Here is a 19,920-nt window from a genome sequence, read left to right on the forward strand (position 1 = left end):
TGTAAATTTTATTTTTCAGTTAATGATCTAAAATCGAACCAAAGATTCATAGAAATCCCGTCATCGCCTTTTTTGATGCGGATATTGGTTGGTTGACTTTCTGGCCCTTGGTGTTCCAATGGTTTGAAATCACGCATCGCAGGGATTTCATACATAAAGGAAATGTCTCCTTCCGGGAATGCCGGCTGTGGATTGCTTCCCGGGAAACCGTTCTTGGGCAAATCAGGGGTAAATAATCGTAAATAAACATTGTCGGATTCACTAAATACTTTGAACGATGACGCACCCGCTTTTAGATTGGCACCTATCATGTTGGCGTGGTAGCCTTTGAATTCAGGATAAACCAAATTTTCGAAACTTTCTCCCGTTATGGTCGTGTTGTATGCTTTTTCCCAAACACCATAAGTCGTTCCCTTGATTCTGTTTTTCCAAACGTGATAAGGACCCCTTCCAAACCATTTCATTCCCGTGACTCCTTTTTCGGGAAAGCTGAACGTGATTCCGAAAGCACTAATCTTGTCTTCGAAATAAGCGCCGTCAAAACCGCCTGCATTCTCTGCGTTTTTCAAGGCAATTAATTCCATTTTGAATCTTCCGTCGGCTTCCATAATCCATTTTATTGAAGTCAACCCACCCGTATAAGTCACCGTACAGCTTGCTTTGTCTCCTTCTTGCGCTACTTGTACTGCACTTACTTTGGCTTTCATCCCGACAGGACGAGGGCCATTGGTCAACGGAATTACTGAAGTTGCGTTTTTGACAGCAAGGATTTCGCCAGTTGTCTTGTCCAAAGTTACGCTGATGTCACTTCCCTTTAAAACAACTTCATTGCCGGTTTGAACTACAGAGGCTTTTGCCTTGGTCGTTTTGGAAACTAAAAATTTGGCTGCATAATAGTTGGGTTTGTGAATAGGCCAAGTCCAAGTGTAAATCTCTTTTCCGTGGATGTCATTGGCCGTTATGGACAAAACATCGCCTTCGAAAAAGTTGGAAGGAAGGGCAAATTTGATTTTTCTTGTTTCTCCGGGTTCAATGCTTGGAATGTCGATTGTTCCAGAACTTATTGCTGCTTGAACTGCATCTGTGTAAAGAATGTTGGCATCCGATTTCAGGACTTTATATTCCATTTTACAGGAATTCAAATTGCTGAAAAGATAATCATTGGTTATCAAAAAAGACCCGTCAAAAGCATCGTTTACTTGTTTGTTTTCAAATTGTATGGGTGACCAAACTTCTTTTACCGTATAATAACTGCCTTCTTTTTCGCGATGGGGACCCAAAATTCCGTCGGCAGCGAGCGAACCTTTCGAATCAAATTTGGTTTCTCCTTTCCAATCCGAACGGAATACGGCTTCGTCCAGCATTGCCCACATAAAACCACCCGCAAACAAGGGACTTTGTTTGTAGCGCGTCCAGAAATCTTCCAGGGCTGCTCCGTGTCCGTTGTCGTAAGTTCCGTGCATGAATTCGGTGGGGAAAAACACGTTTTCGCCATTGTTGAAACGGTGCATTCCCGTCAAATAAGTAGGGTAGTGGTGCGTGTCCCAACCGTTGAAATCAGCCCAAGGATGAATAACGATTCGTTTTTGGGGATCGTTGTCTGCAAAAACTTTGTCCACATCATAATTCCAACCGCCTTCGTTCCCGTTGTCCCAAATAATTACGGAAGGGTGATTGACATCGCGAACAACTGTTTCGGTCACTAATTTTGTTCCTGTTTTGGTGTCATACGAATTTTGCCAGCCTGCCAATTCGTTCAAGACAAATAGTCCCAAAGAGTCACAAACATCCAAGAAATGGTCGTCGGGCGGGTAATGGCCACGCACGGCATTCATGTTCATGTCTTTGATTAATTTTACGTCTAATTCGCTGATTCGTTTGCTGGTGCTTCGTCCGCCTTCCGGCCAAAAGGAATGACGATTGATTCCTTTCATTATGATTTTGGTACCGTTTACGTAAATTCCGTCCTGCTTTTTGAACTCCAATGTTCGGAAACCAATTCTTTTTTCCACTTTATGAAGTACGGTTCCGTTTTGTTTCAAAACGAGTTCCAAGTCATACAAATTTGGGGTTTCCGGATTCCAGGGTTTTACGTTTTTCCATTGGGCGGCAATCGTTTCTTTGGTGCTTTTGGCTTTTATTGGAAAAGTAAAAGTCGCAAATTTTTCTCCATCCAAGCCTTTTAAAGTCGCTTCTACAACGGCATTCTTGGCAATATTTTTAAGGTTCATGTCGATGGTGATCGAACCGTCCATTTTTGGGTTTACCGCAATATGTTGAATTTGTGTTTTTGGAGAAACCTCCAACCAAACCGGACGATAAATCCCGCCAAACAACCACCAATCGGCTCTACGTTCGGCCGCATTGACTGATTTGTTGCTGGAATGTTTCCAAACGTGGACTTCCAAAACATTTTTGGTTCCATAATTCAATAAAGAGGTAATGTCATATTTGAATTCATAAAAACCGCCTTGGTGTATTTCTCCGGCCAATTTTCCGTTGATTTTTACTTCGGTATCGGTCATTGCTCCGCCAAAAGCGATTAAGACATCCTTGCCTTTATAATCGGCGGGAACTTCAAATTCATATTTGTAAAGTCCTTCTTCTTTACTTGGTTCTTTTTGGTTCAATTCTTTGTACCATCTGCCATAAGTATATTCGCCAAAACCTTCCAATTCCCATTGGGAAGGAACGTTTATTTTGGACCAAGTCTTGCTGTTGTTGCCGTCGGTGCAATAGAAATCCCATTTTACGGGATGTTCAAAATCTTGTCCGGAAAGGAATACTTTGTCGGTTTGTTGTGCAAAGCCATTCAGTGCAGAAAAAGTCGTAAGTGCAGCAACAGCAATAAATAAGAAGTTTTTTTTAAGTAACATAATTGGTTTTTTCAAAAGAGATTTAATTTCCGTCTGGTTTCGCAATTTCAAAGCGGGCACTCATGGGAACTGTCCAATTTGAAAAGTAATTCGGTTTCGCTGGGTCGTAAGCAGGAGTTTCCTTGGTAATGTATTTTTTCAAAGGAAGGTCAAGATCACGGATACCTTTAATCACGCAAAGTGCAATTTCGTTGGCACCAAAGCTGTTGAAATGGGTGTTGTCTTCCAATGCTTTTTCCTGTCCCGGAAAAGTATTGGCTGGATAATGTACCAAAGCCTTTTTTGAAGCTTCAACGCCCCAAGCTTCATATAATATGGTGGTCATTTGGGTAATGTCGATAAGAGGCACATTCAATTTTTTGGCTACGGCTCGCATCGCATCAGGGAAATCACCGTGGGTAGGTTTCAAGGTTCCGTCGGGATTAAAAGTGCGGCGTTGGGTTGGGGTAACCAAAACAGGAAAGGCTCCTTTGTTTCGAGCTGTTTCCACGTATTCCTCCAAATATTTGGAGTAGGATTCCCAAGCCGTGTTCTCGGGACCTTTTAGTTTTTCGTCATTATGTGCAAATTCAACGAACAAATAATCGCTGGGTTTAATTAGCGAATTTATTTTTTTCAAACGGTTGCTGCTTTTGAAAGAACTCAAAGCAGAACCTGAAACGGCATAATTGGCAACCACGACTCCATTATTGAAATAGTTGGTGATAAATTGTCCCCAAGAAGCCCAAGGCTCCACGTCTTGGTCGGTAACAGTTGAATCTCCGGCTAAATAAATCACGGGAATGGTTGTTACGGGTGTTATTTTAATGCTTTGAATGTTGGCGTCTCCCAAGAATTCCAGGGTTAGTTTGTCGTCCCAATTGAAGGTGTCTTTTTCCCTGTCTTTAAGCCCCATGTTGGTGGTGGCATCAATTTTTGGGTTTCTGATGTTTACATTGAAAGTCTGGGTTACTTGACCTCCTTTTTTTATGGAAAACTGGTTCAGCATCAGTCTTCTCGATTCTGCTTTTATGGTAACATTGGTGGCTTTTTCATTGCTTCCAATTGTTACTTCAACGCTGTAATTTCCCTCGGGAACGGCTACCGAAAAGTAGGTTGGTTTATCAGTGTAAAAGCCTTTAGAAGCAATTTTTACATTCGAAACAGAGCCAAAATCAAACCCATATCCCGTGCTTGGAGTATAAAGCAGGGGAGTTTTGATTGCTGTTCCTTTCGTAGGTTTTGCAGCAGTGCCAAAATAAAATAATTGAGAATTTTGAGCAGTATCCTGATTGTTTGCATTTGATTGCTGGGCAAAAAAAGTACCATGCATACCAATGCATAAAGCGACCAATACCAATGTTTTAATTGTTGACAATTTTATGAAATTTTAGTTTTTAATAGATTTTCAAAACTAACAGTTCCATTTTAATATACTATCCTGTACTATGTGGTTATAAAAGGCTTAGTGTAGAAATAAAACAAGCAGTAAAGAGTTAAACCTTTTTACTGCTTTTATTTTGAGAATTACTCCCAATTTTCTCAATTATCAAAACAGTTTTAATTAAAAACGGCCGAAGTGTTAGTTCGGCCGTTTTTGTTTATCTTTTACAAGATATTAATCTTCGTTTGATGGTTTTCCTATAGTTGCCAATATTCCTCCATCTACATAAAGTATGTGTCCATTCACAAAATCACTCGCTTTTGAAGACAAGAAGATTGCGGCACCTTGTAAATCATCTGGATCTCCCCAGCGGGCAGCAGGTGTTCTGCTGATGATGAAATCATTAAATGGGTGCCCATCCACTCTAATCGGAGCCGTTTGGCTGGTAGCAAAATATCCTGGACCAATTCCGTTGGTTTGAATGTTGAACTTGGCCCATTCAGTAGCCATGTTTTTGGTCAACATTTTTAATCCTCCTTTTGCAGCGGCATAAGCGCTTACATCATTTCGACCTAATTCGCTCATCATTGAACAAATATTGATGATTTTCCCACCACCACGTTGAATCATGCCTTTGGCAACATTTTTTGAAACAATAAAAGGACTAATTAAATCCACGGTTATTACCGCCGTGAAATCTTCGACTTCCATTTCGATAATTGGAGTTCTTTTGATGATTCCCGCATTGTTGATCAAGATATCAATTGAGCCAACTTCGGCTTCTATTTTCTTGATGTTTGCAATTACGGCAGCTTCATCGGTTACGTCAAATATATATCCGTAGGCTTCAATTCCAACCGATTTATATTCTGCAACGGCATTGTCCACCGCTTCTTGTGATGAACGATCATTTACTACAATTTTGGCTCCTGCAAATCCAAGGCCTTTAGCCATCGACATTCCAAGACCGTGTACTCCGCCTGTAACAAGCGCTGTTTTTCCAGTTAAATCAAATAAGTTTATTGACATTTTTTTCTTTTTTTAGTTATTGGTTGTTTTTAATTTATTTTTTGGTAAATATTCTTTTCCTATGCAAATACTAATAATTCTAACCCTCTTTTAGAATGATCGGTATTATTTTACGTTTATGATTAAAGGCTCGTTTATTTGCTGATAAAAATTATTCAAATAGTTCTGCCATTGTTTGGCATCGGTAATTTTTCCTGCCTTGTCCCAAGCTGCTCCGGTATAATAAACGATGGGAGTATTGTTTTTAACTTCGGTTTTTGCCAAAATTTGCTTGTTGGTTACCATCATGTTGCTTAGAGGCGTGGTTAATATGGATCCAACACCCGTTGTGCCATCTGCGCCGTGAGTAGGCTCCCAATAGCCCATAATCCCTTGCTTTTCGTTTAATGCTATAGTGCCATTTTCAGGTCTTTTGATTATTCCAACCACTACAGGCAGCGGTTTGTCACCTTCAAAAGAATAAACGTTTTCTATCTTGTTAAGTTGGGAACCGGCATCCAGAGAAATGGTTTTTGTGGCTTTAACATTTATTCCACCTGCATTCCAAGCAGCGTATGTTAATTGAAAAGTACTGCGCAAAGGTCCGTTGTCCAATACTTTCCATTGACGGTAATTTGCAGAGTAATATATGGAATCGTTTACATATGGAGCCATATTTCCCGCTCCCAATGAAAAACCTACATGGTAATAATCCATTCCATCTCCATGGTCTATGTGATATTCGTTTCGCTTGTATCTTTCGTTGAGTATGAGTCTGTCGGTTCTTTTGACCCATACATCAAAACCAAAGGCATTCTCTTTTGTGTTTTCCAATGCTTTCCCGTAAGCACGAAAGGCTATTTTGTCGTTTTCCCAAGCAAAATCATCTTTGCGTTCCGGAACATAGCGAGCGTAGGTTTTTGCAACAAAAATTTCCGGTTTTCCTTTTTGTATCAAAAGAGAAAGTGTTGATTTTGCTTTAACATCAACTTGTACCAACAAATTTTGGATTGTTTTATTTCCGCGATGTTCCAATTGAAAAGGAATTTGTTTTTTGGTAACCGAGTTTATCACGACAAATCCCGTAGTGTCTATTTGTGGATAATGTAATAGAATGGTTTCCCATTTTATGGAAACAATTGTTTCTTTACGATCTAAAGCCGAATTGTTTTGGATAGTTATGTTCTTTTTTGTTTGTGCAAAAATGAACATTGGCAAGATAAATGCAATTGCAAAAAAAGATTTGATAAATTTCATGGTTGATTATTTTAAGTCATTAATTGCACAATGATCCATGTCTCCATAGTCTAGGTTTTCGCCTGCCATACCCCAAATAAAAGTATAGTTGGAGGTTCCTGCCCCAGAATGGATGGACCAATTGGGCGAGATGACGGCCTGCTCGTTTTGCATCCAGATGTGTCTTGTTTCTTGTGGTTGTCCCATGAAATGGCAAACACTTTGGTTTTCAGTAACTTCAAAATAAAAATACACTTCCATTCGTCTATCATGTACGTGAGCTGGCATCGTGTTCCATACGCTGCCGGTTTTTAGTTCGGTCATTCCCATTTGTACTTGGCAGGTTTCCACCACGCTATTCACGATCAATTTAGTTATGATGCGATGGTTGGCTGTTTCCAAGGATCCCAATTCAACAATTTCTGCTTGTTCTTTGGTTACTTTTTTTGATGGAAAAGTGTGGTGGGCAGGAGTAGAGTTTAAATAAAATTTGGCAGGTTTACTGGAATCAATCGTTTCAAAAAACAGTTCTTTGGTTCCTTTTCCAAGATACAAAGCTTCTTTATAGTCAAGTTCATATTGTTCGCCGTCTGCGGTGACTATTCCTTTGCCACCCACGTTGATGATGCCGATTTCTCTTCTTTCCAAAAAATATTGGGCTTTTAGATTCTCGGGATTTGGCATTGCCAATTTTTGGTTTACAGGCATTGCCCCTCCTGTTATAAATCTGTCGTAATGGGATAAGGTCAGGTTGACTTTATTCTGGTTAAACAAGCTTTCGATTAAAAAATTTTCACGCAATGCTTCGGTGTTCATTTGTTTTACTTCATTTGGACTTACTGCAAAACGACTTTCAAAATTGGAATTCATAAGATTATTTTTTTTAGATTTTTCTATTGTATTTATTGAAATAAAGAAGGATGTTTAAGTCGACATTCTTCTAATTAGTTGCACGGGTATTATTGATTCTTCATCCTGTACGATAGTGTCAGTTTCATTTGTTTTTTTTGTTAATTTTTTCATCAACTCCTCGACTATTTTTTTACCTACTTCCTTAGGAAACTGTTCAATTGTAGTTATGGATGGCCTGATGATTTCTGTACGGGAATCATTGGAATAACCAACAATTTTTAACTCTTCGGGCACTGCAATGTTGTGTTCACGGGCAAACTCCAGGACGGCAATTGCAGTAACGTCGTTTGAAGCGAAAACGGCATCTGGTTTGACTTTGCCTTTAAACATTTTTTCCATTGCTTTTCGGGCATTTTCGTGGGTCAATAATTGGTAAAAAATATGGTCGTCATTCTCCGGGATATTGTATTGTGCCAATGCTTTTTTGTAGCCCATAGAGCGACCAATATAAAGATTGGTAGTCAATGGACCCGAAATAAGTGCGACTTTTTTGCAACCCAATTCCAATAAATGCTGGGTTGCCAAATAGCCGCCCCTGTAATCATCTCCTTTGACAATAATTGCCTTGTAGGGCTTGGTGGGTACTCGATCATAAAAAACCAAAGGTGTGTTGCTGTTGACAAACACGTCAAAATGACTAAAATCTTCGGTTTGGAGCGTGCAGGCCACGATTAATGCGTCAACTCGTGATGAAAACATGGTATTGGCCAGCTCTTTTTCCATTTGCAAAGAATCACCGGACTGGCTGATGATCAAGTTATATCCAAGCTTATGTAATTGGGTTTGTATGGTTGTTATTACTTCTGCATGAAAAAACATCGCTATGCGAGGCACAATCATGCCGATGGTATTCGTTTTGTTACTGCGCAGACTTGATGCCATAAGATTACGACGATAGCCTAATTTTTCGGCCATATCCAAAACTCTTTTTTTGGTTTCGGCTTTTACATAGTTGCCATTATTTAAGGCCCTGGATATAGTTGCGGGTGAAAGTTTTAAAGCTTCAGCTATGTCAAGGATCGTATTGTCTTGTTGTTTTTTTTCTTTTGACATGATAAAGAATTAAATTAATTCTGCAAATAAATGAAAACGTTTTCATATTTGCAACTGTTGACAAATTAAAAAAAACATTAAATCAAGAAAAAAAAAGAATTATCTATGATATCACGCTACTTTGTTGCACTTCAATTCCATCCCAAATAAGTTTAATTTTTAAATGCATAAACAGGTAATCCAGCTTTGATTGTCGATGGCATTTTTATGTTTAACCCATTTTCTGAAAATTTCCATTTTACCTTCCTTTTGTCTCCTAATCCATTCTTTTTGCCTGAAAATTTCTATAAATATAGATTTTGAAAATAGCAGATCACTTTTCTTTTTTGTCGCTTCCATCTAACCCAAATCAAATAATTTTTTGATAATAATATGGGCTGTTAATCAAAATTGGGAGGGAATGATGGTCGACTCTTGTATTAACTTCTTGAAATGATTCAAACGGAATTTAAGTGTTGATATACAGATAAAAAGGAAGAATTTAACCTTAAAAAGGAAGATAGTTTCCTCTTGAAATCCTTCATCAGGGTAAATTTGAAATCATCATTTAAGCGAAAACGATTTCGATTTTTATGATCTAACTTAACTATTAAACTATTAACTAATTTCAACAAACCATGAAAACAAAATTACACGTCATTTTTATGTTGCTGCTATTTAACAGCTTCATGCCTTGTGCTTTTGCTACCGATTATTACACCGCATCGGCTAATGCAACGCTGGCAGGAAACACCGGTGCGGTTAACGCCAACTGGACCACCAATCCAGATGGACTTACCGGCTCAACTTCAGTGACCATTGCAGCAACGGACAATCTTATTATTTTGAATGGTGGTACAGCTACGGTTACTGCCACTACAAGTATTAACAACGTAACCATCAATACAGTAGGGACTATTAACCATCTCAGTGGTACTAATTGTAATTTTACCATAAACGGGCTTTTTACCTGGAATGGAACCATAAAACTAACAAACGGAGGTTTTTTCAACGTAAACGGGAATATTGTAGGGAGTACAGCCATTCATGATAGTAATAGTACCAGAGGAATTTACGTGGGAGGTACCAACAAAACCATTAGTTTGACCCAGCTTTCAACGGGAGTTATCACTAATAGCAGTATCAGTGTTGGTATCCTGCTTAATGGAGCTAGTCCTCGTACACTAGTAGGAAATTGCAAGTTGTATAGTCCACTTATTTTTCAGGCAACTACCTGTTCGTTAGATCTTAATGGTTATAACTTGCAGGCATCTTCCATTAAACAGGGGAATAGCAGTACTCGATTGATAAAAGGGAATGTCAATTCCAAACTTATCATTTCGGGGACTAGTGCTACTTCAGGTACCGCCGCCACATTAATTACTTTTGATCCTAATGCAGCGGTTCTTAATGAATTGAGCGTAAATAGCGAGTACTTGGCCACAGCGGCTGGACCTGTTACTATTAATGGAAATCTTACAGTAAATTCATTGACTTTTGGTACTGCCTCCGGAGATAAGGCAACCAGAAGCTTACAGGTAAACGGTAGTTTTACATTAGCCAACAATGGAACTATGCGTGTACAAGCGGGAGGTCCCACAGCGGTAACTACTTACGATCAATTAAATGCAACGGGAAATATTAGCATAGGGTCATCGACAACATTAAAGGTTGACTTCATTAACTTATATACGACTTCAACACAACCATTTCTCACTTTTGCACAATCAACATCACCTGGAACTGTTTCGGGAACCTTTGGAACCATTCAAAGTTCAGCGGGTTATACAGGTAATGTCACTTACACGGGAAATACTGTAAAATATCAAATACTTACGACACCGGCACCAGCACCACCGCCACCACCATGTCCAATCAGCTTGAATCCTGATTTACCATTGGTGCCTTCTAACGCAGCTGTAGAGGCCGAAATAGAAACCATCATCCAGCGTTTTTCCGACTCGTATTTGGGTACTGCCGAACCTACCACCGCTGCACTTGATGCCGCCGTCGCCAGTTATAATGCACTTAACATTTCCGTGGACGGATATACGATTACTGCTGGAACCGCTGTTACCAGTTATGACCAAGTGGCATTCTTAAAAACCTTTGCCCAATACCTCAAGTTTCATCCTGAGGATACCAATAATATATTTACCAAAGCCCTTAACACGGTATGGTTGGTATCAGAACGTGTATGTAAAGGAACACTGGCTTTAGACTACAATCAGTATAGCTACAGAAATTTTTCAACCCCTGCGATACTTATCCCCCGCATTAAGGACAACCCACACGTGAAAGGTTTGTTTGAAAATGTACTGTACCAACAAAATAATTTTGACTACATATGGGAACCCCAACGTAGTGAATTTATGAATGTAGACCTTGTGGGGAATACTGGAGTTGTGACCATGGCTTATGTAAAATGGATCGATTCTGCCGATGAGCGTTACCGTTATATGACAGCATTCAAACGTCAAATGGAAAAATTCATGAGTTTTACACCGGGTACTAATGACGGGTTAAAACCTGATGGCTCTGCATATCATCACTGGGCAGCTTACCCATCGTATATGTACAATTTAAATTCGGAAGCTAGCATTGTTTATTTTTTAAGACAAACTTCCTTTGAAGTAAATAGGGAATCTTACCTTCGTTTAAGGGATGCCATCATGGCACAACTCATGTTAACTAATGATAAGACAACTAGAATTTTAACCTTGGTAGGAAGAAAACCGGAAGAAATAGCTACTTCGATTAGTAGATTTCAATTCCGCGATATGGCAGTTGCCGGAGGAAGTATTCTGGGAACAGGAGCCTCAGACCCTGTGATGGCTACCTATTACAATCGTGTTTGGGGAGGTTATACGCCATTTGGAAATAGTACTAAAGCTTCTTTTAATGAAGGTTATTTTCAGTTTAATCACAGTATGGCAGGTGTTTATCGCAAAGATGATTGGGTGGTGACATGCAAGGGATTTAATAAAAGTATGTTTGGAACAGAGATCTATCCAGATGCTAACCGTTTTGGACGCTATCAAAGTTATGGTGCCGTTAATATTGTTTATGACGGAGATGCTGCAACCGGAAATGGATATGATTATACAACCTGGAATTGGAATTACAACCCGGGAACGACGATTATCCGACTTCCATGGGACAAGCTTCATGGCGAAAGAGGCAATGTAGATGAACTGCAACAAAAAAGTTTTGCAGGTTCCTTAAGTTTTATCAATAAAAATAATGCTTATCTAAAAGCCATTCAGGGGACTTACGGAATGTTTGCCATGGACTTCCAGGAAAGAACTGGCCTGGGATTTGGAACGACTATTGGTCCAGAAAGTCATAATAGCACATTTACTTTCAAGAAATCGGTATTCACCTTTGACAATATGTTGATTTGCCTTGGTTCAGGTATTGGCAACAACGATGCTGCCAATACCACATTGACCACCTTGTACCAACGCAAAGCCTTTGCAGGGAAAGATCAGGTAAATATTGACAGCAATTTATTGTCGACAGGTTCCTATGACAATTCCTATGACGACACAGCCAACCACTGGATCGTGGATAATTACGGTACCGGTTTCTACGTATTTGCCGGAAGCGGAACTATCAAGCTGACAAAAGCGGATCAACAAACACCGCAACATAACCAATTGTGGTCGGCTCAAAATATTGCCAATAATCCGGTAGGAAACTATGCCATTGGTTATATCGACCACGGAACAACTCCATCAAACAAAGGATACGAGTATGTTTGTATGCCAAAAACCACTGCCACAGACATGACCACTTTGGGGAGTCAAATTGATGCCGGAAACAAACCTTATACGGTACACCGTAAAGACGAAATGGCTCACATCGTGGAATACAAACCAACCGTTGCCGCAAATTCCATATTTGGATATGCATTTTTTAGTGCGCTTTCCGGTCTAAACAATACAGGACAATTGACCGGTGCGGACTATCCATGTTTGGTGATGTCACAATATGATAAAGCACAGAAAAGCCTTAAACTGGCGTTAACCAATCCTGATCTTGGATTTGTTTACAGACAGTACAATTCATCTGTAAACAGACAAGTAAATATTACCGTAAAAGGGACAAACTGGCAAATTTCGCAACCTAATGTGAATGCCAGTATAACAGGTACTGCAAACGGAGAGACTATAATCCAGTTCACTGTTGTGGATGGATTGCCGGTAGAAATTACATTATCACGTGTTCTTACCTCCCAAACTGTTACTTTTGAGGCATTGCCTACAAAAATAACCACTGATGCGGCATTTGATTTAACGGCTACGGCTTCATCCAATTTGCCTGTTACCTACACCAGTTCCAATACTGACGTGGCTACAATCAGCGGCAGCAACGTAACTATTGTTGGTAAAGGCACCACTATTATTACCGCAAAACAGGAAGGTGATGATATTTATGGAGCTGCCACGGCAGTTGAACAAACACTAACGGTGAACCCTGCGGCACAAACCATTACTTTTGACGCGATACCTGTAAAAGCAATCGGTGATGCTGCATTCGATTTGACTGCTATGGCTTCATCCAATTTACCGGTTAGCTACACCAGTTCCAATACTGCCGTGGCTACCATTAGCGGCAGCACAGTAACTATTGTTGGTAAAGGGACTGCCACTATTACGGCCAAACAGGACGGTGATGACATTTATGGAGCTGCCACGGCAGTTGAACAAACACTAACGGTGAACCCTGCGGCACAAACCATTACTTTTGACGCGATACCTGTAAAAGCAATCAGTGATGCAGCCTTTGATTTGACAGCTACGGCTTCATCCAATTTGCCGGTTAGCTATACCAGTTCCAATACTGCCGTGGCTACCATTAGCGGCAGCACAGTAACTATTGTTGGAAAAGGTACCACTACCATTACGGCTTCGCAGGAAGGTAACAACATTTATGATGTTGCCACAGCGGCAGAACAAATACTAAGGGTTAATACCGAAGCAACTGTGTCTATAACTTCGCCTTTGGCAGCTGCAACCTATAATGCTCTTGCCAATATTACAATCACTGTAAATGCTACAGATGCAGATGGTAACGTGAGTAAAGTTGAATTCTTCAACGGAACAACTAAACTAGGTGAAGATTTAACTGCGCCATACAGTTTTGACTGGAACAACGTTGCTTCAGGTTCTTATGCATTAACTGCAAAAGTGACCGATAACAATGATGCTGTTGTAACTTCCACAGTTGTTTCTGTAAATGTGGTTTGTCCAACTGTACAGTTGTCTATTCCGGATGTGTATGCAATGAATCCTGCCATAGATGATAAAAATACTATTTACCAAGGATACGGGCCTACATCGCTTACCCTTAATTCATTGGTACAAGGCGACCAAGATTTTACCTATAATTGGAGTACCGGGGCACATACACCATCGATTTCAGTTTCCCAGGCTGGTACTTATACTGTAACGGTATCTTATGCTGGAGGATGTCAATCTATGGCTTCAATTACTATCAATACACTTGATGTAACTTGTGGTAATAGCAATGACAGAGTGATGGTCTGTCATAATGGTAAGGTAATTTGTGTGGCACAGTCTGCCGTTCAGGCGCATTTGGATCATGGGGATAAGCTGGGTTCTTGCGATGGTACGTCAAAAATGGCAGTTAAAGAGGAAGCAACAAATTCATCCAATTTTACTGTCTATCCTAACCCTGTTCAGGACAACTTTAATGTTGGCATATCATCAAAACTAGATCCGAATGCAACAATTGGTATCTATAATATATATGGTTACAAGATTCGTCAGGTTCGTTTTACAGCAGTACCACAAAATGTGTACGCTGGTGATTTGCCTTCCGGAAACTATATTATAGTTATCCAAAATGGTGTTGAGACTTTTAGAAGTACGATTGTTAAACAATAAATTGCTACAATGAGGAGACTGTCCTAACTTTTAGGACAGTCTCTTTTTTTCTGAAACATTCAGGTAATTGTATTGCCTAGGTATTTTAGACCGTCTCCCAAGAGAGCGTTTTATTTAAAAAATAGTATCCCCTAATCAACTAAAACCCCATAATTATATAATGAAAAAAATTATTCCATTCCTGATTATTTTTGGATTTTTTGCCGCTTGTAGTGAAGATGAAGAAAAAGTAAACCTAAAAATGTTTTCTTTCGATACCGACCAGAATTCCTCTTTAATGTTTCAGGATAATGAGCCATTGGAAGTAATGACTTCAGAATCCAGGGCTTATAACATTGCACAGATTATACGCGTAAAAGCTGTTGATGAAAAAAATATTGAAGTCTCAAATTTTGCCCCTTTCGATATTGAAAATGTCACCATATTAGCCACTATTGAAGGTATGGGACAGCTGAAACTCTTTCAAATAAAAAAAATAAGGGCACATGCCACACAAAGTATGAAGTACCCATTTTTGGAGGGAACTACTCTTTTCTTGGATATGGATAATAAAGTAGTTGATTTATCCCAATATAAAACAAGCGGGATGGATCCGACTAAAATTTCATTTGATTTTACAGGCGATAGCGAAATTATACTCAGATTGAAAAAACTAAAAGCACTCAAATGGAAAATCAAGTATCATGATTTTGACCCTAATAATGACCCAAATAATAATTGGGAGCCCATAACGGCCAAAGATATTCGTCGTTTTTCAGGACTGATGATCAATATGGGAAGTGTTTTTGTGTCGGATAAATTCAAACAGGCTTTTTTAAACGAGACAATTATAGGCAATGATGGAACAACGGTTTTAACAATGGCCGAAAAGGAGAAAGCCTATAACGATATTCTTGTGCATCCTCGTTTTAACTGTGGTAAGTGTACCAATGTATCAGGTTTAGGCGGAGGAGCCACTTTAGGTTATGCCGAACATATTTTGAAGGACTATATAAAAATGGATACAGGAGATATTACGGCACATGAAATAGGGCATTGTGTGGGCTTCAATCATGATTCGAATATGACTTATTCAAAAAAAATAAATAATGTCAGCACGGGGTTCAGTCCTGTAATGTCAAGGATTAACAAGGAATTTTTTAATGGAGGATTATTTATTGTAACTCCACAAAACTATTATAAGCCTGCTGATTTTCAATAAATAGAATAAGCTTGCATAAAAGTTCTCAAACTCTTTATAAATATTACATATTTGCAAAAGAAACTGTAAGTTGCCTCGAATAGAAGAGGCTGTCTAAAAGTATGGACAGCCTCTTTTTTATTTGTAAAAAATAATAAAATTAAATTGTTTATTATGGGTTAGGTTTCATTCTGCCCTTTATTTTTAATATAATCATTAGGGGTAATGCCGTATATTTTTTTGAATTCGCGGCTAAAGTATTTGGCATCATTAAATCCAACTTGTAAAGCGACTGACAGGATATTGGTTTCGCCTTTTTGGAAAAACTCAACTGCGTGTTTTAAACGTTGTGTTTTAATAAATTCGTTTAAGGATAAGTTGGTGAGCGCACTAAATTTCTTGTACAAAACAGATTTACTCATGCCAATTTCTGCAGTAATAAAACCGAGGTCTAAATTGGTATTGGCAATATTCTCTTGGATGATTTGTTGCAGTTTTTGCAAGAATATCTCTTCTTGGGATGATTCTGCATTTGTTATAATCGGCAATTGTAATAGCTGTTCACTGTATTTTTTTTGCAGGGCAACTTTTAAGGTTAAGAGATTGCGGATATTAAGTTGTAAAATTTGATCGCTAAAAGGCTTGGTAATATAGGCGTCGGCACCATGTTGCAAACCATGTATTTGATGTACGGGAGCTGACTTGGCCGTTAACATAATTACAGGAATATGAGATGTACGCACATCTGTTTTAAGCTTTTTACAAAGTTCCAATCCATCCATAATAGGCATCATCACATCGCTAATGATCAAATCGGGAAGGGTCTGAAGAGCCGTTTTCCAACCTTCCAAACCATTTTCGCTTTCATAAACATGATAATTCGTTTCTAAGGATTGTTTAATAAAATCTCGAACTTCATCATTGTCTTCAACAATTAAAATAGTCGCGCTTTTGCTTTTATTTTCCTCAGCAGGAATGTCAATAAAATTTTCGGATGAGTTATCTTCAATGTCCTCAATAATACTATTTTCAATTCTAGGTATTGGCGAAATATCAATTTCATTCAAATGATTTTTGCCCAATTTCAATAGTACCGTAAAAGTAGTTTTTCCTGTTTTTTCTTCAGAAGCAGGCTTGCTTTTTACACTTATTTTTCCCTTATGAAGTTCTATCAGACTTTTAGTCAGCGCAAGGCCAATGCCTGTACCTAAACTTTGCTCTGCCTGATAAAAGTTCGTGAAAATATCATTTAGATTATTGATGGAAATGCCTTTGCCGTTATCGCTTACCGTAATTTTTACCTTTTGATTTTTTAAAGTTATTTTTAGGTTTATTATGCCTTCGTTTGGAGTAAACTTAAATGCATTTGACAATAAATTAAAAAATACTTTTTCCATTTGGTCTTTGTCAAAATAAACCAAAATTTCAGGATGACTGCTTTTAAAAGTATACTGAATATTTTTTGCTTCGGCCAGCGTTTGAAAATGATTAAAAACTTCTTTTAAAGCACTTACAATATCTTCTTCAAAAAAATACAGGCGCATATTACCGGAATCCGCTTTCCTGAAATCCAATAATTCGTTTACCAATCGGTATAATCTTTCGGTATTGTTTTTAATGCTTACCGCATATTTATTTGCCTGAGTATTTGCGGCAGTTAATTTTTCTAATTTTTCAATCGGTCCTAAAATTAGGGTTAATGGAGTCCTGATTTCATGCGACACATTCGTGAAAAAATCAAGCTTCATTTTTTCAAAATGCAGTTCTTGTTTAAGTTCTGATCTTGCTTTTAGGAACTTCATAATGTAATTTACAAGGGCAAAGACAGCAATAAAATAAATAAGATATGCCCACCAGGTTTTCCAGATAGGAGGAAGTACCACTACATTTATTTTTTTGACATTCTTGTTCCAAATACCATCGTTATTGGACGATTTGACCAGAAAATCATAGTCTCCTGCAGGCAAATTAGTATAGGTAGCCGATGGAATAGCTACATAATTCCAGTTTTTCTCAAAACCATCAAGCTTATAGGCATACTTGTTTTTGTTTGATTTTATAAAATTTAATGCCGAAAACTCGATTGTGAAATTGTTTTGATCGTGCTCAAAAGTCAAGGAGTTGCTAAAATTAACGTCTTGTTCCAGAAGACCGCTTTCATCGTTGACTTTTACACTTCTATTAAACAATTTAAGGTTAGAAAGCACAACATCTGGTGGCATTGTATTTTTTTGGATATTATGCGGAATAAAGCTCACTAAGCCGTTGTAAGTACCAAAAAATAGTTGCCCTTGACTGTCTTTAAATACGGAATTGGTATTGAATTGGATATCAGGAAGACCATCAAAAATATTAAAATTTCTAAAAGTATTTAAAAGGCGATTGTATTTTACCAAACCATTATCAGTACCTATCCATAAGTTGGAATCATTATCTTCCGTAATGGCCAATATATTGTCGCTCGGTAAACCATTAGAGGTGTTAAAAATTTTAAAACTATTATTTTTCAGGTTGAGCAATGCCAGACCATTATGATAGGTTCCAACCCACATATAGCCTTGACTGTCTTCCAGAAAACAGTTAATATTGTATTTGAATGGCTTGTTAGAGCTGTCTTTAAAATTTTTATACTGAATTTTTGACCCTTGGTAAACATAAATTCCAAGAGGAGTGCCAATCCAAACAGTACCCTTTTTATCTTCAAATAATGCATTGATTGACTTGTCAAGAATTGCTTTTGCATTGGTGCTAATGAAACTGAATTTTTGCTGTGCAATATCGTATATATTAATACCGATATCTGTTCCAATAACCAATTTGTTTTTGTTATTAACGATCAAGCAGTTAACGTTGTCGGAGGCAATACGGTTGTTGCTGGGGGCATTTCGTCTAAAAATCGTAAAACTGGAAGTTTTAGGATTAAAAAGATCCAAACCTCCTAAACCTGTTCCTATCCAAACGTTTTGGTTTTTGTCAATGGCGATAGCCTTAACCAGATTGGAACTCAGGCTGTTTTTATCGTTAATATTGTTTTTATAATTGGTAAACTGTTGGTTGCTCCTATTAAAATAATTTAAACCTCCGGCTTCGGTACCAATCCATAAATTGTGCTTGTTGTCTTCAACTATTGAACTGATTATATTGCTGCTGATACTATTTTTATTGATGTTATTTTGATAAACAGTAAATGGCGTATTTACCGAATAAACAACGTTAGCCCCTCCAAAATAAGTCCCTATCCAAACTGAGCCATTCTTGTCCTGAAAAATGTCATAAATAGAGTTTTGGCTTAAACTGTTTGGTTTTGTGGGATCGTGCTGATAATTGATAAATTGGTGGGTGTAGGGGTTCAAAATTGATAATCCATCTTGTGTTCCAATCCAAAGCGAACCATTTTTATGAAGCAAAATTTTACGGACATTATTATTGACCAATGAGTTTTTGTCATTGTTATTTTTTACAAAATGAGTCAGCTGCGATGTTTTCTTGTCAAAAAGATAGAGCCCGCTTTTTTTGGTTCCAATCCAGTATTTCAAATTTTGATCTTGTATGATACTTGAAATCAGGTCAATGTTTTCACTGTTTTTAAATTCGGAGCTGAAATGTCTTTTTGTAACCAGTTTTTGGTTAGCGAAATACAATTCATATAATCCATCAGATGTCCCCACCCAAACATGATGGGCATTATCTTCAAAAAGTTCTGAAACCTGAAGATTGCCATTTGCAATTTTGATAGGGCGAAATGTATTGCTGTTTGCGGCTTTAAATTTTAGTCGTGTTAAGGAGCCTACCCATAAATTTCCTTTAGAGTCTTGCAATACCTTCAAAAGACCTTCGCTTTGTGGCAGAATGGTTTCAAAAGAATTGTCTTCGGAATGGTATAAATCCAGTCCGCCAGATACCACCCACATTTTTTTGTTTGAAGCTAATGCCAGTTTTTTGATAAAATCGTTGGAAGATATACTGTTTTTATTTTCAGGGTCATTTTTAAAAACTTTAAATGTACGTCCGTCAAAACGGTTTAAGCCATATTTTGTGCCCAGCCAAATGAAACCGGTAGAGTCTTGACTGATTGATAAAACAGAGTTGTTCGAAAGACCATTTGTAACATCCAAATGGTTAAATGATAATGAATTGTTTTGAGCAAAGCTTTTAGAATATGAAAAAAGCAAGCTCCAGAAGCAAATCCCCCAAAAAAGAAATCTAAGATTGTGATTTTTAAAAATCATTAAAAAGGTTTAAGGTTTATAAAATTAAGCAGCATTTTGATGCGGTTAAAATATTTCAATTTTATTTTCAAAAAATGTAAAGTAGGGGAAAAAATAGTATTTGTTACTATTATAGATATGTGTCAAAATTAGTAGAAATTTTATTAGTCTAAAAATAATAATGATTTAAAAC

The 19,920-nt window shown here is 38.0% G+C and carries 9 protein-coding genes; 2 read left to right on the top strand and 7 right to left on the bottom strand.

The window, feature by feature from the left end; translation table 11 throughout:
• Positions 1–8 precede the first annotated feature (8 nt).
• The 6 genes from BUC16_RS06660 to BUC16_RS06685 form a co-directional block, all read right to left on the bottom strand.
• Positions 9–2,876 (bottom strand): glycoside hydrolase family 2 protein, encoded by a 2,868-nt coding sequence (locus BUC16_RS06660; protein ID WP_073369513.1) that lies wholly within the window; start codon positions 2,874–2,876, stop codon positions 9–11.
• Between the two features lie 22 nt (positions 2,877–2,898).
• Entirely contained in the window at positions 2,899–4,233 is a 1,335-nt protein-coding gene (locus BUC16_RS06665) for a rhamnogalacturonan acetylesterase (protein WP_244534346.1), read from the bottom strand.
• Between the two features lie 240 nt (positions 4,234–4,473).
• The gene (locus BUC16_RS06670; RefSeq protein WP_073369134.1) at positions 4,474–5,268 is read right to left on the bottom strand and encodes a gluconate 5-dehydrogenase; all 795 of its coding nucleotides are present in this window, start codon (positions 5,266–5,268) and stop codon (positions 4,474–4,476) included.
• Between the two features lie 105 nt (positions 5,269–5,373).
• On the bottom strand, positions 5,374–6,504 hold the full coding sequence (locus BUC16_RS06675) for a BT3233 family polysaccharide utilization protein (RefSeq protein ID WP_073369136.1): 1,131 nt from the start codon (positions 6,502–6,504) through the stop codon (positions 5,374–5,376).
• Positions 6,505–6,510: 6 nt separating this feature from the next.
• Entirely contained in the window at positions 6,511–7,353 is an 843-nt protein-coding gene (kduI, locus tag BUC16_RS06680) for a 5-dehydro-4-deoxy-D-glucuronate isomerase (RefSeq protein ID WP_073369138.1), read from the bottom strand.
• Positions 7,354–7,407: 54 nt separating this feature from the next.
• The gene (locus BUC16_RS06685; protein WP_073369140.1) at positions 7,408–8,448 is read right to left on the bottom strand and encodes a LacI family DNA-binding transcriptional regulator; all 1,041 of its coding nucleotides are present in this window, start codon (positions 8,446–8,448) and stop codon (positions 7,408–7,410) included.
• Between the two features lie 617 nt (positions 8,449–9,065).
• Here BUC16_RS06685 and BUC16_RS06695 point away from each other — a divergent pair.
• Positions 9,066–14,339, top strand: coding sequence for a polysaccharide lyase family 8 super-sandwich domain-containing protein (locus BUC16_RS06695; RefSeq protein WP_084546114.1), 5,274 nt, complete (start codon positions 9,066–9,068; stop codon positions 14,337–14,339).
• Positions 14,340–14,499: 160 nt separating this feature from the next.
• Positions 14,500–15,540: a zinc metalloprotease gene (locus tag BUC16_RS06700; protein ID WP_073369146.1), complete on the top strand. Its 1,041-nt coding sequence runs from the start codon at positions 14,500–14,502 to the stop codon at positions 15,538–15,540.
• A gap of 158 nt (positions 15,541–15,698) precedes the next feature.
• On the opposite strand, the gene BUC16_RS06705 is transcribed toward BUC16_RS06700, so the two are convergent.
• Entirely contained in the window at positions 15,699–19,634 is a 3,936-nt protein-coding gene (locus tag BUC16_RS06705; protein ID WP_170860855.1) for a hybrid sensor histidine kinase/response regulator transcription factor, read from the bottom strand.
• Between the last annotated feature and the right edge of the window lie 286 nt (positions 19,635–19,920).

Source organism: Flavobacterium fluvii, from assembly GCF_900129545.1.
In the GTDB taxonomy this organism is placed as follows: domain Bacteria; phylum Bacteroidota; class Bacteroidia; order Flavobacteriales; family Flavobacteriaceae; genus Flavobacterium; species Flavobacterium fluvii.